We start from the raw sequence: 13,539 nt of genomic DNA on the forward strand, positions 1-13,539 counted from the left end.
CGACCTCTCGGTCGCGACCCCCTCCGGGAAGCCGTGCTGACTACGCTGCGGCCTTGGGCGCCGAGGTGTCGGCGGGCAGCGCGCTCTTCGCGGTCGCGACGAGCGAGGCGAACGTGGCCGGCTCGGTGATCGCGAGGTCCGCGAGGATGCGGCGGTCGACCTGGACGCCGGCCAGGGCGAGGCCCTGGATGAAGCGGTTGTAGGTCAGGCCGTTCGCGCGGGACGCGGCGTTGATGCGCTGGATCCAGAGACGACGGAACTCGCCCTTCTTGGCGCGGCGGTCGCGGTACGAGTAGACGAGGGAGTGGGTGACCTGCTCCTTCGCCTTGCGGTAGAGGCGCGACCGCTGGCCGCGGTAGCCCGAGGCGCGCTCGAGGATGACGCGACGCTTCTTGTGGGCGTTGACGGCCCTCTTCACTCTTGCCATTGCTGTTTCTTCCTATCGATCCGTGTCGGCTGAGTAGCGACCACGCGGCGCAGCGGGCTGCGCCGGCGGTGGGCTACAGACCGAGAAGCTTCTTGGCGACCTTGGCGTCCTGCGGGGCGAGGACCTGGTCCTGGTTGAGGCGGCGCGTGCGAACGCTGGACTTGGACTCCAGGTTGTGACGCATGCCGGCCTGCTGCTTCATGACCTTGCCGGAGCCGGTCACCTTGAAGCGCTTCTTGGCACCCGAGTGGGTCTTCATCTTGGGCATGTTCTCTCCTTGTGAACGTCACTCCGCGCTCGGCGGGGCGAAACCGGTGCCCCGCGAGCGGGGCGTCCACCGGCCCCGAGGCCGGGGCGGCGAAGTACTAGACGGACTCGGCCTCGGCCGTGTCCTCGGGGGTGTTGGCCTCGCGACGAGCGGCGCGGACCGCATTGGCCTCGGCCTTCGCCTCGGACTTGTTCTTCAGCGGGCCGATGACCATCACCATGTTGCGACCGTCGATGGTCGGGGTGGACTCGACCTGGCCGAACTCGGCGACGTCCTCCGCGAAGCGCTGGAGCAGGCGGACGCCCATCTCGGGGCGCGACTGCTCGCGACCGCGGAAGAGGATCATCGCCTTGACCTTGTCGCCGGCCTTCAGGAAGCCCTCGGCGCGCTTGCGCTTGGTCTCGTAGTCGTGCTTGTCGATCTTCAGGCGGAAACGGACCTCCTTGAGGATCGTGTTCGCCTGGTTGCGACGGGCTTCCTTGAGCTTCTGAGCCTGCTCGTACTTGAACTTCCCGTAGTCCATGATCTTGGCCACGGGCGGCTTGGAGTTGGGGGCGACCTCGACCAGGTCCAGGTCTGCGTCCTGCGCGAGTCGCAGGGCGACCTCGATCTTGACGACGCCGACCTGTTCTCCTGCGGGACCCACGAGGCGGACCTCGGGGACGCGGATACGGTCGTTGGTACGGGGATCGCTGATTGCGTTTCTCCTCTGATCTCGGTGAGTGCAGCTGCGCTGCCGGAGTCTTCTCCAGCGCACCCGAGAGAGGTGATCGTCCCGTCCACGTCATGCCTGCAGCACGGCGCTCGCACCCTGTGACGCGGTTCTCGAGGCGGACCTCGAGAGCCGCAGCCCTGCCTCCGATGGTCTGACGACCCTCGGGGGCGGAGTGCTTCTGACCCGGTAACCTTGTGAAGCGGTCAAGCGCGGGTGGGAGAATCTCCACTTTCGAACCGAGGACATGCCTCGGAGCCCGGACAACCATAGCAGACCAGCGGCCCGCCCGACAGAGCGGATCCGGCCGCCCTCGATCCTCTGCTGCGGCGGCCGCGCCCCTCCACCACGGACGACGAACGAAGGACCCATGGCCCAGTACGACGACGACTACACGCGACGATTCGGCGAGGACGGCGGAGCCTCCGACGTGGAGGCCGCCCGCGACATCGCGGAGGTCCCGGCGGTGGAGATCATCACCACCGCCGCCGTGCACCTGATGAGCGCGGCCGCCGTCAAGTGCGGGCTCGCCGACGAGCCCGGAGCGCAGGTCGACCTCGACGAGGCGCGCAAGCTCATCAACGCGCTCGCGGGCCTGGTCACGGCCGGGGCGCCCGACATCAGCGACATGCACGCCCGGAGCCTGCGCGACGGCCTCCGCACCCTCCAGCTCGCGTTCCGTGAGGCGTCCCCGATCGCCGACCCGATCGGCAAGGGCCCGGGCGAGAAGTGGACCGGCCCGGTCACCTGATCGGGAGTCAGCGGGCGGCGGCGAGCTGCAGCGTCATCGAGTCGACGCGCTGCGCGACGGTCTCGTCGGCCGCCCACCGCTCCCCCAGGCGCGCGACGAGGGCGCCGAGCGCGTCCTGATCGAGCCCCGGGCGCAGGCTCAGGACCACCACGAGCTCGGGGCCCGCGAGGCGCTGCTCCGGGTCTCCCGCGCGCACCTCGAGCGAGGCGACCGCCCGCTCCCCCTCCGCAGCCGCGCGCAGAGCCAGGAGCACCTCCGCATCGGCAGGGGCAGGCCGCCAGTCGCCGCCCTCCGCGATCGCCCAGAGGGCCGGGCGCCGGACCGCGAACTCCCGCTCGGACGCGGGATCGAGGACCATCACCTCGGTGCCCTCCGCGACGGCCGCCAGGGCCGCGCGGCGCCCGTCGACAGGGACGGGACGGGCGGCCGGGTCCCACCGGCGCATGCTCTCGACGCCGCTGAAGACGGGGAGCACCGTGCGGCCGTCGGGTCCGGCGACCGTGACGATCGCGAGCTCCTGCGTCTTGTCCGCCCGGAGTCCCCCGACCCCCTCGGCCTCCTCGCCGAGGCGGGCGACCAGAGGGATGAGCAGGCGGGACGTGCGGAGCGCGTCGACCACGGCCTCCGGGCCGCGAGTGCCGCGGGTGAAGGACTCGAGCGCGGCGACCAGCGCCTCCGGGGCGCTCCCGTCGTCCTCCGGCGCTGCGCTCGGCTCGAAGTGCCGGCCCGCCCAGGGGGCGCCGGCCGAGTCGGTCAGATGCGCCGGGAGCGGGCGGGGCTCACTCGGATGCGACATCCAGGGCCTCCGCGAGCGTGAACGCGCCCGCGTACAGCGCCTTGCCGACGATCGCGCCCTCGAGCCCCTGGGGCACGAGGTCGCGCAGAGCGGCGATGTCGTCGAGGTTCGAGATGCCGCCCGAGGCGATCACGGGGCGGTGGGTGCGGGCCATGACCTGCTCGAGGAGCTCGAGGTTCGGGCCCTTGAGCGTGCCGTCCTTGGTGACGTCGGTGACGACGTAGCGGGTGCAGCCGGCCTCCTCCAGGCGGTCGAGGACCTGCCAGAGGTCGCCGCCCTCCTTGGTCCAGCCGCGCGCGGCGAGCGTGGTGCCCCGGACGTCGAGACCGACGGCGATCTGGTCGCCGTACTGCGCGATGACGCTCGCGGCCCACTCGGGGTTCTCGAGCGCCGCGGTGCCGAGGTTGATGCGCTTCGCGCCGGCGCTCAGCGCGGACTCGAGGCTGCGGTCGTCGCGGATCCCGCCGGAGAGCTCGACGTTGACGCCCTTCACCTGCCGGATGACCTTCTTCATGATGCCGTGGTTGTCGCCGCGGCCGAAGGCGGCGTCGAGGTCGACGAGGTGGATCCACTCCGCGCCCTGGTCGGCCCAGTCGCCCGCGGCGTCGATCGGGTCGCCGTAGTTGGTCTCGGTCCCGGCCTCGCCCTGCGTGAGCCGCACGGCCCTGCCGCCCGCCACGTCGATCGCGGGCAGGAGGACCAGGCCCGGGGCCTTGGTGAACTCGCTCATCGTCATCCTCAGTCTCGGAGCCGGTGCCGGCCCCTGGAGGCGCCGACCACCGGCCGATCCTAGTTCGTGCGGAGGGTGCCCAGCCAATTGGCCAGCAGCCGGAGCCCGGCGGCCCCCGACTTCTCGGGGTGGAACTGCGTGGCCGAGAGCGGCCCGTTCTCGACCGCGGCGATGAAGGGGCCTCCGTGATCGGCCCAGGTGACCGCGGGACGCGGGAACGGGGGCATCACGTCGAGCGACCACTCGCGGGCGCCGTAGGAGTGCACGAAGTAGAAGCGCTCCTCGGCGATGCCGTCGAAGAGCACCGAGCCCTCGGGAGCGGAGACGGTGTTCCAGCCCATGTGCGGGACGACCTCGGCCGGGAGGAGGTCCACCGTCCCCGGCCACTCGCCCAGGCCCTCGCTCTCGACCCCGCGCTCGACGCCGCGCTCGAAGAGCACCTGCATCCCGACGCAGATGCCCAGGACGGGGCGCCCGCCGGCGAGGCGCTTCTCGATGATCTCGCCGCCGCGGGCGCGGGTCAGCGCCGACATCACGGCGTCGAAGGCGCCGACGCCGGGCACGAGGAGGCCGTCCGCCTCCAGCGCCCGCTGCCGGTCCCCCGTCAGCTCGACGTCGGCCCCGGCGAGCTCGAGCGCCTTGACGGCGGAGTGCACGTTCCCCGAGCCGTAGTCGTAGACCACGACGGAGGGGCGGGCCGAGCTCATAGCGCGCCCTTCGTCGACGGCACGCCGGAGACGAGCGGGTCGAGGGCCTTGGCCTGACGGAAGGCGCGGGCGAACGCCTTGAACTCCGCTTCGGCGATGTGGTGCGGGTCCCTGCCGCCGAGCACCGTGACGTGCACGGTGAGGCCGGCGTTGAACGCGATCGCCTCGAAGACGTGGCGCACCATCGACCCGGTGAAGTGGCCGCCGATCAGGTGCAGCGCGAAGCCCTCCGGCTCGCCGGTGTGCACGAGGTAGGGGCGCCCCGAGATGTCGACGACCGCCTGCACGAGCGCCTCGTCGAGGGGGACGAGCGCGTCGCCGAAGCGGGAGATCCCGGCCTTGTCGCCGAGCGCCTGACGGATGGCCGTGCCGAGCACGATGCCGATGTCCTCCGCGGTGTGGTGGATGTCGATCTCGATGTCGCCGCGGGCCCGGACTCGGAGATCCGTGAGCGAGTGCTTCGCGAACGCCGTCAGCAGGTGGTCGAAGAAGGGCACGCCGGTCTCGAGATCGGCGACGCCCGTGCCGTCGAGGTCGAGGGAGAGCTCGATGCTCGACTCGCTGGTGGCACGGCTGAGGGAGGCGGTGCGCCCGGGTGCGGCGCTCGGGGAGGTCATGCCTCCCAGTCTATTCGCGCCGCGTCGCCGCCCCCGGGCGGAGCTCACTCGCGCGAGAGCGCCACCGCGGGGTCGGCCGACGGTGCGGGGAGGGAGGCGAGCGCCTCGAGTAACGCGGTCGTCTCCTCCTCGGTGCCGGCGCTGACACGGAGGTGGTTCGGGATGCCGACGTCGCGGATGAGGACGCCGCGGGCGAGCAGGCCCTCGAACACGGCGGCCGGATCCGCGACACCGCCGAAGAGGACGAAGTTGCTGCCGGTCGCGTACGGCCGGTAGCCGAGGGCGCGCAGGCCGTCGATCATCCGGTCGCGCTGCACGATGATCTCGCCGACCATGGCGAGCATCTCGTCGGCGTGAGCGAGGGCGGCGGTCGCGGCGGCCTGGGTGAGGGCCGACAGGTGGTACGGGAGGCGGACGAGGCGGAGCGCGTCGATCACCGCGGGGTCGGCGGCGAGGTAGCCCAGGCGGACGCCGGCGAAGGCGAAGGCCTTGCTCATGGTGCGGGACACGAGCAGGCGCGGTCGCCCGGGGAGGAGGCTCAGCGCGGTGGGCGCGCCCCTGCCCGCGAACTCGGCGTACGCCTCGTCGACGACGACGATGCCGTCGGTCGCGTCGTAGACCGCCTCGATCACGGCGAGGTCGAGCGGCGTCCCGGTCGGGTTGTTCGGAGCGCAGAGGAAGACGATGTCGGGCCGGGCCCGGCGCACCTGCTCCGCGGCGTACTCGGCTCCGATCTCGAACTCCGCCTCGCGCGGAGCGGGGATCCACTCCGTTCCGCTCCCCGACGCGAGGATCGAGTACATCGAATAGGTGGGCGCGAACCCCAGCAGCGAGCGCCCGGGACCGCCGAACGCCTGAAGGACGTGCTGGAGCACCTCGTTCGATCCGTTCGCAGCCCACACGCCGTCCGCGGTGAGCCCGTGACCGAGGTAGCCGGCGAGGGAGTCGCGCAGCTCTCGGAACTCGCGGTCGGGATACCGGTTGACGGTGCGCAGCGCCTCCGTGACCCGCCCGACGATGTCGGCGATCACGTCGTCCGGGACCGGGTGGGTGTTCTCGTTGACGTTGAGGGCGACGGGCACGACCGCCTGGGGTGCACCGTACGGGTGCCTGCCACGGAGGTCGTCGCGGAGGGGCAGGTCATCGAGAGTCGTCACCAGGGAATGGTAGCGAAGCACCCGGCGCGGACGTCCGGGCAGCCCGGCTCAGCGAGCGGTGTCGTACTCGGCCGGGACCGCGAGGCGCTGCCCGGGCTCGACGCCCGCGCTCGAGAGCTGGTTGAGGGAGAGGATGTCGTCGACCACGTCGCGCGGGTCCGCCTGCGGGGCGAGCTCCTCGGCGAGCGACCAGAGCGACTCGCCCGCGTGAACGGTGACGTACTGGAACTCGACCGCAGCGGCGTCGCTCGACGCGACCGCTCCGCCGCCGTTGAGCCCGAAGGCGAAGGCGCCCGCCACGATCGGCAGGGCCCCCAGAGCGGCCACCACGGCGCGGCCGCGGCGCGTGAGGCGCAGACGGGTGCGAACGATCCGCGCTTCGCCGAACGCGCTCATCGGCTCGGGAGCGGACGGCAGTACCTCGACGGGCCGAGCCGCGGACGAGCGCTGGAGCGGGCGGGAGGTGAGCTGTGCGGTCATGGGATCGCTCCTTTCAACAGGGATTCGGGGAGGCCCTCGGCCGGGAGGGCCGCCCCGAACGCCTGTACCGAACATATCTTCGAACGACGGAGCGGTCAAGGGACCGTTCCGGCTGATCCGCGGGCGGACTCGCGCGCGACACACTCGAACGAATGTTCCGAGTCGTGAGTTCCGGCGGATACAGTTTCGAGAGCCTGGTCGTAGTAGAGCAGCGACCACCGACATTCCTTGTCGGGTCGCGACCGGGCGGGCGCGCACGCGGCGTGCGCACCGGGAAGAGGGAGCATCGTGAGCGACGCGCAGAGGGCCGGGACCCCGGCCGCCAAGACGAAGGCGGCCGCAGGCCGGCGCCGGAAGAGCCTGAGCGCCAAGCAGCTCGCGATCCTCGACGCGATCCAGCGCTCGGTGTCGAGCCGCGGCTACCCGCCGAGCATGCGCGAGATCGGCGACGCGGTCGGCCTCGCCTCGCTGTCGAGCGTCACCCACCAGCTCAACCAGCTCGAGCTCAGCGGCTACCTGCGCCGCGACCCGAACCGGCCCCGCGCCCTCGAGATCCTCATCGACGTCCCCAGCTCGACGGAGGACGACGGGTCGTTCGAGTCGACCGCGACGGTCGGCGACGCGGCGATGGTCCCCCTCGTCGGCCGGATCGCGGCGGGCGTGCCGATCATGGCCGACCAGCAGATCGACGAGGTGTTCCCGCTTCCCCGGCAGCTCGTCGGCAAGGGCGAGCTCTTCATGCTCAAGGTCGTCGGCGAGTCGATGATCGACGCCGCAATCTGCGACGGCGACTGGGTCGTGGTCCGCTCGCAGCGCACCGCCGAGAACGGCGAGATCGTGGCGGCCATGCTCGACGGCGAGGCCACCGTCAAGGTGCTGCGCCAGCGCGACGGCCACACCTGGCTGCTGCCCCGCAACTCCAACTTCGAGCCGATCCTCGGCGACGAGGCAGAGGTGCTCGGGAAGATCGTGGCGGTCCTCCGCTCGGTCTGACACCGGGCGTGCAGGAGGGGCCCGACCGGCGTGCAGCCGGTCGGGCCCCTCCTGCATTCGACGGGCACGGGCGATCGGGGCGCGCGCCCCTCCGTCGCGGTCACGGGAAGGCGGAGGAGAGCTGCCGACACGAGATCGCCGAACCCTCCGACCTCCGGAGCGGGTCGATGATGCGGGACGCCGCACCCCCTCCCGGATGCGCCGAGCGCCCGCCGCCCGGACGGGGAGACAGGCGCTCGGGTGGTGGCGATCAGGCCTGGACGGCCGCGCGCGGAACCGCGAACTCGGTGAGCGAGCCCGCCAGGTCGGCGTGCACGAGGGCGACCACGTGGGTGCCGCCCTCGACGTACTGCGTCGACAGGATCCGGCCGCTGCGGTGCAGATGCGAGATCACGTCGCCCCGGTCGTACGGCACGAGCAGGTCGATCTCGACGTCCGGCTCGGGCAGGATCTCGGCGATCCGCGCCTCCAGCTCGTCGATGCCCTCGCCGCTGCGCGCCGACACGAAGACCGCGTCGGGAGCGAGACCGCGCAGCACCAGCCGCGTGCCCTCGTCCACCAGATCGGCCTTGTTGAAGGCGATGATCTCGGGGATGCTGCGGGCGCCCACCTCGCCGATCACGTCGCGCACGGTGGCGATCTGCCCGGCCGGATCGGGGTGGGAGGCGTCCACGACGTGGACGATCACATCGGAGTCCGCGACCTCCTCGAGCGTCGACCGGAAGGCCTCGACGAGCTGGTGCGGAAGCGCTCGCACGAAGCCGACCGTGTCGGCGAGCGTGTAGAGGCGCCCGTCCTTCGTCTGGGCCTTGCGGACGGTGGCGTCGAGGGTCGCGAAGAGCGAGTTCTCGACGAGGACGCCCGCGTGCGTCATCCGGTTCAGCAGGCTCGACTTGCCGGCGTTCGTGTACCCCGCGATCGCCACCGAGGGGACGGCGTTGCGCTTGCGGTTCGCGCGCTTGGCCTCGCGGGCGGGCTTCATCGCCGTGATCTGCTTGCGCAGGCGCGCCATGCGGGTGTGGATGCGGCGACGATCGAGCTCGATCTTCGTCTCACCCGGACCGCGCGAGCCCATTCCGGCTCCCGCGCCCACCTGACCGCCGGCCTGGCGGGACATCGACTCGCCCCAGCCGCGCAGTCGCGGGAGCAGGTACTCGAGCTGCGCGAGCTCGACCTGCGCCTTGCCCTCGCGGCTCTTCGCGTGCTGGCTGAAGATGTCGAGGATCACCGCGGTGCGGTCGATCACCTTGACCTTCACCACGTCCTCCAGCGCGCGGCGCTGGCTCGGTGCGAGCTCGGTGTCGGCGACGACCGTGTCCGCGCCGAGGGCCGCGACGAGCCCCGCGAGCTCCTGAGCCTTGCCCTTGCCGAGGTAGGTGCTCGGATCGGGGTGCGGGCGGCGCTGGAGCAGGCCGTCGAGGACCGTCGCTCCCGCCGTCTCCGCGAGCGCTGCGAGCTCGTGCAGCGAGTTCTCCGCGTCCTCCAGCGAGTTCTGCGAGTACACGCCGATGAGCACGACGTTCTCCAGGCGCAGCTGGCGGTACTCGACCTCCGTGACGTCCTCGAGCTCGGTCGAGAGGCCGGCGACGCGTCGCAGCGCCTGCCGATCATCGCGGTCGAACTGCTCGCCGTCGCTGTTCTCGCCCTCGTGGCCGGCGCTCTGCAGCGCCTGGGCTCCACCCGCGACGAAGCGCGAGTACCCCGCCGAACGCGACTGCGCGTTCGCCAGGACCCTCGAGACGACGTCCACGGCCTCGGTCGTGTCGGTCTCGTTCAGGTCTTCCGTCATCCGGATAACACTAACTCCTCAGGTCTTGATAGGTTCACTTCTCATGGCCGCCGAGCACTACTTCTCGAGTACTCCCGACGGCGACCTCCGGCCCCGCAGGATCCAGGCCCGCCTGGCCGGTCGCGACCTCGAGGTCACGACGGCAGGAGGGGTGTTCAGCCCCGGTCACGTCGATCTCGGCACGCGCGTCCTGCTGGACGCGGTGCCAGACGCCCCCGCTGACGGGGACCTGCTGGACCTCGGCTGCGGCTGGGGCCCGATCGCCCTCGCGCTCGCCCTCGCCTCCCCCGACGCCCGGGTGTGGGCGGTCGACGTCAACCAGCGGGCGCTCGAGCTGGTCCGTCGCAACTGCGAGGAACTCGGCGTCCTCAATGTCAACGCCGTGCTGCCCGAGGATGTTCCCGACGACGTCCGCTTCCGCACGGTGTGGTCGAACCCGCCGATCCGCATCGGCAAGGAGGAGCTGCACCTCCTGCTCGAGCGCTGGCTGCCGCGGCTCGAGGAGGGCGCGGACGCCTGGCTCGTCGTGCAGCGCAACCTCGGCTCAGACTCGCTCCAGACCTGGCTGGGCGCCGCGTTCGCCGGGCGGCTCGACGTGGAGCGCGTCTCCTCGGCGAAGGGCTTCCGCGTGCTCCGGACGACCCGCCTGGCCTGACCGGGTCCTCAGTCGATCCGGATCGTCCCGGTGAAGACGAGGTCGGCCGGGCCGGAGAGCCCGACGTGCTCGCCCTCCTCCGACGCGAACATCGTCACGCCGAGCGTGCCGCCCGGGACCTCCACGCGCCAGGCCTGCGGAGCGCGGGCTCCCGCCCAGTAGCGCACCGCCAGTGCCGCCGCTGCGGCACCCGTGCCGCAGCTCAGGGTCTCGCCGCTGCCGCGCTCGTGCACGCGCATCCGGATCCGCCCGATGCCGTCGTGGACCAGGGGCTCGCCGGGTACCACGAACTCGACGTTCGCGCCGTCCTCGGGCTCCGGGTCGAGCTGCGGGATGTAGGAGAGGTCGGCGGAGTCGAGCTCCTCGTCGTTGCTGAGGGCGACGACCACGTGCGGATTGCCGAGGTCGATCCCGAGACCGGGGCGCGCGACCTTGAGCTCCTTCGCCCGCACCAGGGGCTCGCCGCCCGCCAGCTCCCAGCGGCCGAGGTCGACCTGGAACCCGGCACCGCTGCGGGTCACGTCGCGGACGCCGGCGCGGGTGCCGATCGGGAGGGTGTCGCCGGGCTCGAGCGTCGCCAGGCCGCCCGCGAGCAGGAACGCGGCGTAGACGCGGATGCCGTTGCCGCACATCTCGGCGATCGAGCCGTCGGCGTTGCGGTAGTCCATGAACCACTCCGCCTCGCTCTCCTCGGCCAGGGCCGCGGCACCCTCCGGGATCGCGCGGGAGCGGACGGCACGGATGACGCCGTCGGCGCCGACGCCGAAGTGGCGGTCGCAGATCATCGCGATCTGCGCGGGCGAGAGGTCGACCTCACCGTCCGGGTCGCTGAAGAGCACGAAGTCGTTGCCGGTGCCCTGGCCCTTGGTGAAGTGCAGCTCGATCGTCATGGCGCACAGCCTAGCGAGGAGCGGGAGAGGCGGCCTGGGCGGCGGCGTGCGCCCGCGACACCAGGTCCGGCGCGTCGTACGGGAGACGGTGGGCGCCGGCGTAGCGCCGGAACCAGCTGTTCTGCCGGCGTGCGTAGCGGCGCGTGAGCGCCTGCGTCGCCGCGATCGCCTCGTCCTCGCGGAGGACGCCGGCACGCTGGGCGAGCGCCTGGGCGTACCCGATGGCCCGCCCGGCTGTGACGCCGCGCTCCAGGCCGAGGGGGACGAGCCGCTCGACCTCGTCGAGCATCCCGGCCGCCCACATCCGCTCCACCCGCCGGTCGAGGCGCTGCACCAGCTCCTCCCGCGGAGCCTCGAGGAACAGGATCGAGGCGGGGCGCCACCGAACCGGCTCGTCGGACATCAGCGCGCTGTGCGTGCTCCCGCCGGTGAGCTCCGCGATCTCGAGCGCGCGGACGATGCGCCGGGCGTTGTGCGGACCGATCCGCTCGGCCACTCCGGCGTCGATCCGGCGCAGCCGCTCGACGAGGGCGCCCAGGCCCTCCCGCTCGGCGGTCTCCTCGAGCTGGCGCCGGACGGCCGGGTCGGTGCCCGCGAACGAGAACTCGAAGACGACGCTGGAGACGTACAGACCGGAGCCCCCGACGAGGATCGGCGTCGCCCCGCGCGCCAGCACGCTCTCGATCACGCGCCGCGCCTCGCTCTGGTAGCGGGCGACCGACGCCTCCTCCGTCACGTCGAGGACGTCGAGCAGGTGGTGCGGGACGCCCCGACGCTCGTCGGCGGGCAGCTTCGCGGTGCCGATGTCCATCCCGCGGTAGAGCTGCATCGCGTCGGCGTTCACGATCTCAGCGGCGCCGCCGTCCTGCCGGATCGCCTCGGCGAGCTCGAGCGAGAGGTCGGACTTGCCCGTGCCGGTCGCGCCGACGACCGCGATGAGCTCCGGCGCGGTATCGGGGGCTCCGGTCTCAGCGCTCGCCATCGAGGGCGTCGTAGATCGGCGTCGTCAGCGTGCCGGCGTCGCGCACGCGCAGCGACGGCAGGCCCAGCGAGACCCGGGGCGCCCCGCTCGCGCCCGGGGCGGCCGGAACTCCGCAGGACTCGGTCTGCGCCCGGTCCCAGGCGTCGCCCGCGCGGGTGCGGCGGATGCGGAGCGGCGCGCCGTCGGGCGAATCCGCCAGGAGGTAGAAGGGGGCGGCACGGGTGACCCGGACGGAGACCACGTCTCCGGGACGCGGCTGCTCGGAGCCCTCGGGCACGTCGAAGTGCACCAGGCGGCTGTCCTCGGCGCGTCCGCTCAGCCGGTGCGTCTCCGTGTCGCGACGGCCCTCGCCGGTCGCGACGAGGACCTCGACCTCTCGGCCGACGACTGCGCGGTTCTCCTGCTCGCTGATCGCGTCCTGCAGGGCGACGAGCCGCTCGTAACGCTCCTGGACGACCGCCTTGGGGATCTGGTCGGGCAGCGTCGCGGCCGGGGTGCCGGGCCGGATGGAGTACTGGAAGGTGAAGGCGGAGGCGAAGCGGGCCGCCTCGACCACCCGCAGGGTCTCCTGGAAGTCGGCCTCCGTCTCGCCGGGGAAGCCCACGATGATGTCGGTGCTGATCGCCGCGTGCGGGATGCGATCGCGGACCCGGTCGAGGATCCCGAGGAACTTCTCGGAGCGGTAGGAGCGGCGCATCGCTTTAAGGACGCGGTCGGAGCCGGACTGGAGCGGCATGTGCAGCTGCGGCATCACCGCCGGCGTCTCGGCCATGGCGTCGATCACGTCGTCGGTGAAGGCCGCGGGATGGGGGCTCGTGAAGCGGATCCGCTCGAGCCCGTCGATGGTGCCCGCCGCGCGGAGCAGCTTCGAGAACGCCTGGCGATCGCCGAACTCGACGCCGTAGGAGTTCACGTTCTGGCCGAGAAGGGTGACCTCGATCGCGCCGTCGTCCACGAGCGCCTGGATCTCGGCGAGCACGTCGCCGGGGCGCCGGTCCTTCTCCTTGCCGCGGAGCGAGGGGACGATGCAGAAGGTGCAGGTGTTGTTGCAGCCGACCGAGATCGAGACCCAGCCGCTGTAGGTCGAGTCGCGCTTCGTGGGGAGCGTGGAGGGGAAGACATCGAGCGACTCGAGGATCTCGAGCTGCGCCTCGTCGTTGTGGCGGGCGCGCTCGAGCAGGCTCGGGAGGGCGCCCATGTTGTGCGTGCCGAAGACGACGTCGACCCACGGGGCGCGGTCGAGGATGACGTTCTTGTCCTTCTGCGCGAGGCAGCCGCCGACCGCGATCTGCATCCCCTCGTGGCGGCGCTTCACCGACGCGAGGTGGCCGAGGTTGCCGTAGAGCTTGTTGTCGGCGTTCTCGCGCACCGCGCAGGTGTTGATGACGACGACGTCGGCCTCGGCTCCATCGGCGGACACGTAGCCCGCCGCCTCGAGCGAACCGCTCAGCCGCTCGGAGTCGTGCACGTTCATCTGGCACCCGAACGTACGGACCTCGTAGGTCCTCGGCCGGGTCTCGGCGACGGGCGACGGGGCGGTACCGAGCGTGCTCATGGTGTGGCATTCTACGCTCCGGTCGGACCG

The 13,539-nt window shown here is 72.0% G+C and carries 16 protein-coding genes; 3 read left to right on the forward strand and 13 right to left on the reverse strand.

The window, feature by feature from the left end; genetic code table 11:
• Positions 1-40: 40 nt before the first annotated feature.
• The 3 genes from rplT to infC form a co-directional block, all read right to left on the reverse strand.
• Positions 41-427, reverse strand: a complete 387-nt coding sequence (gene rplT, locus GTU71_RS06435) for a 50S ribosomal protein L20 (protein ID WP_104224487.1) — start codon at positions 425-427, stop codon at positions 41-43.
• Between the two features lie 73 nt (positions 428-500).
• Positions 501-695 carry a 50S ribosomal protein L35 gene (rpmI, locus tag GTU71_RS06440; protein WP_055793295.1) on the reverse strand — a complete coding sequence of 65 codons (195 nt, stop codon included), beginning with the start codon at positions 693-695 and terminating at the stop codon, positions 501-503.
• A gap of 97 nt (positions 696-792) precedes the next feature.
• Positions 793-1,392 (reverse strand): translation initiation factor IF-3, encoded by a 600-nt coding sequence (gene infC / locus GTU71_RS06445; RefSeq protein WP_084415833.1) that lies wholly within the window; start codon positions 1,390-1,392, stop codon positions 793-795.
• A gap of 385 nt (positions 1,393-1,777) precedes the next feature.
• On the opposite strand from infC, the gene GTU71_RS06450 reads away from it, so the two are divergent.
• Positions 1,778-2,158: a DUF1844 domain-containing protein gene (locus GTU71_RS06450; RefSeq protein ID WP_104313470.1), complete on the forward strand. Its 381-nt coding sequence runs from the start codon at positions 1,778-1,780 to the stop codon at positions 2,156-2,158.
• 7 nt (positions 2,159-2,165) lie between these two features.
• Here the strand turns inward: GTU71_RS06450 and GTU71_RS06455 are convergent, their stop codons facing one another.
• From GTU71_RS06455 to GTU71_RS06480, 6 genes are read right to left on the reverse strand one after another with little or no spacing between them, the layout of a single operon-like run.
• Positions 2,166-2,954 (reverse strand): SseB family protein, encoded by a 789-nt coding sequence (locus GTU71_RS06455; protein WP_159939509.1) that lies wholly within the window; start codon positions 2,952-2,954, stop codon positions 2,166-2,168.
• Positions 2,938-3,684 carry a bifunctional 1-(5-phosphoribosyl)-5-((5-phosphoribosylamino)methylideneamino)imidazole-4-carboxamide isomerase/phosphoribosylanthranilate isomerase PriA gene (gene priA, locus GTU71_RS06460; RefSeq protein ID WP_104224506.1) on the reverse strand — a complete coding sequence of 249 codons (747 nt, stop codon included), beginning with the start codon at positions 3,682-3,684 and terminating at the stop codon, positions 2,938-2,940. The genes GTU71_RS06455 and priA overlap by 17 nt, the downstream gene beginning before the upstream one ends.
• Before the next feature lie 59 nt (positions 3,685-3,743).
• A complete protein-coding gene (gene hisH / locus GTU71_RS06465; RefSeq protein WP_104224485.1) occupies positions 3,744-4,391 on the reverse strand; it encodes an imidazole glycerol phosphate synthase subunit HisH in 648 nt (215 codons plus the stop codon).
• Positions 4,388-5,008 (reverse strand): imidazoleglycerol-phosphate dehydratase HisB, encoded by a 621-nt coding sequence (gene hisB / locus GTU71_RS06470; protein WP_104224484.1) that lies wholly within the window; start codon positions 5,006-5,008, stop codon positions 4,388-4,390. Before hisB ends, hisH begins: the two co-directional genes overlap by 4 nt.
• A gap of 44 nt (positions 5,009-5,052) precedes the next feature.
• Positions 5,053-6,168: a histidinol-phosphate transaminase gene (locus tag GTU71_RS06475; RefSeq protein WP_159941126.1), complete on the reverse strand. Its 1,116-nt coding sequence runs from the start codon at positions 6,166-6,168 to the stop codon at positions 5,053-5,055.
• Between the two features lie 45 nt (positions 6,169-6,213).
• Positions 6,214-6,645 carry a LysM peptidoglycan-binding domain-containing protein gene (locus tag GTU71_RS06480; protein ID WP_308470716.1) on the reverse strand — a complete coding sequence of 144 codons (432 nt, stop codon included), beginning with the start codon at positions 6,643-6,645 and terminating at the stop codon, positions 6,214-6,216.
• Positions 6,646-6,933: 288 nt separating this feature from the next.
• Here GTU71_RS06480 and lexA point away from each other — a divergent pair, with 288 nt between their 5' ends.
• Positions 6,934-7,638 carry a transcriptional repressor LexA gene (gene lexA, locus GTU71_RS06485; RefSeq protein WP_104224482.1) on the forward strand — a complete coding sequence of 235 codons (705 nt, stop codon included), beginning with the start codon at positions 6,934-6,936 and terminating at the stop codon, positions 7,636-7,638.
• 250 nt (positions 7,639-7,888) lie between these two features.
• Here lexA and hflX read toward each other — a convergent pair whose 3' ends face one another.
• Entirely contained in the window at positions 7,889-9,427 is a 1,539-nt protein-coding gene (gene hflX / locus GTU71_RS06490; RefSeq protein ID WP_104224481.1) for a GTPase HflX, read from the reverse strand.
• A gap of 43 nt (positions 9,428-9,470) precedes the next feature.
• Here hflX and GTU71_RS06495 point away from each other — a divergent pair, with 43 nt between their 5' ends.
• Complete coding sequence (locus tag GTU71_RS06495) at positions 9,471-10,082, forward strand: methyltransferase (protein ID WP_104224480.1); 612 nt, start codon at positions 9,471-9,473, stop codon at positions 10,080-10,082.
• 8 nt (positions 10,083-10,090) lie between these two features.
• On the opposite strand, the gene dapF is transcribed toward GTU71_RS06495, so the two are convergent.
• The 3 genes from dapF to miaB are packed head-to-tail and all read right to left on the reverse strand — an operon-like array spanning position 10,091 to position 13,509.
• The gene (dapF, locus tag GTU71_RS06500) at positions 10,091-10,972 is read right to left on the reverse strand and encodes a diaminopimelate epimerase (protein ID WP_159939510.1); all 882 of its coding nucleotides are present in this window, start codon (positions 10,970-10,972) and stop codon (positions 10,091-10,093) included.
• Positions 10,973-10,982: 10 nt separating this feature from the next.
• Positions 10,983-11,954, reverse strand: coding sequence for a tRNA (adenosine(37)-N6)-dimethylallyltransferase MiaA (gene miaA, locus GTU71_RS06505; RefSeq protein WP_159939511.1), 972 nt, complete (start codon positions 11,952-11,954; stop codon positions 10,983-10,985).
• Positions 11,941-13,509: a tRNA (N6-isopentenyl adenosine(37)-C2)-methylthiotransferase MiaB gene (miaB, locus tag GTU71_RS06510; RefSeq protein ID WP_104283785.1), complete on the reverse strand. Its 1,569-nt coding sequence runs from the start codon at positions 13,507-13,509 to the stop codon at positions 11,941-11,943. The genes miaA and miaB overlap by 14 nt, the downstream gene beginning before the upstream one ends.
• Between the last annotated feature and the right edge of the window lie 30 nt (positions 13,510-13,539).

The organism is Rathayibacter sp. VKM Ac-2762 (assembly GCF_009866585.1).
In the GTDB taxonomy this organism is placed as follows: domain Bacteria; phylum Actinomycetota; class Actinomycetes; order Actinomycetales; family Microbacteriaceae; genus Rathayibacter.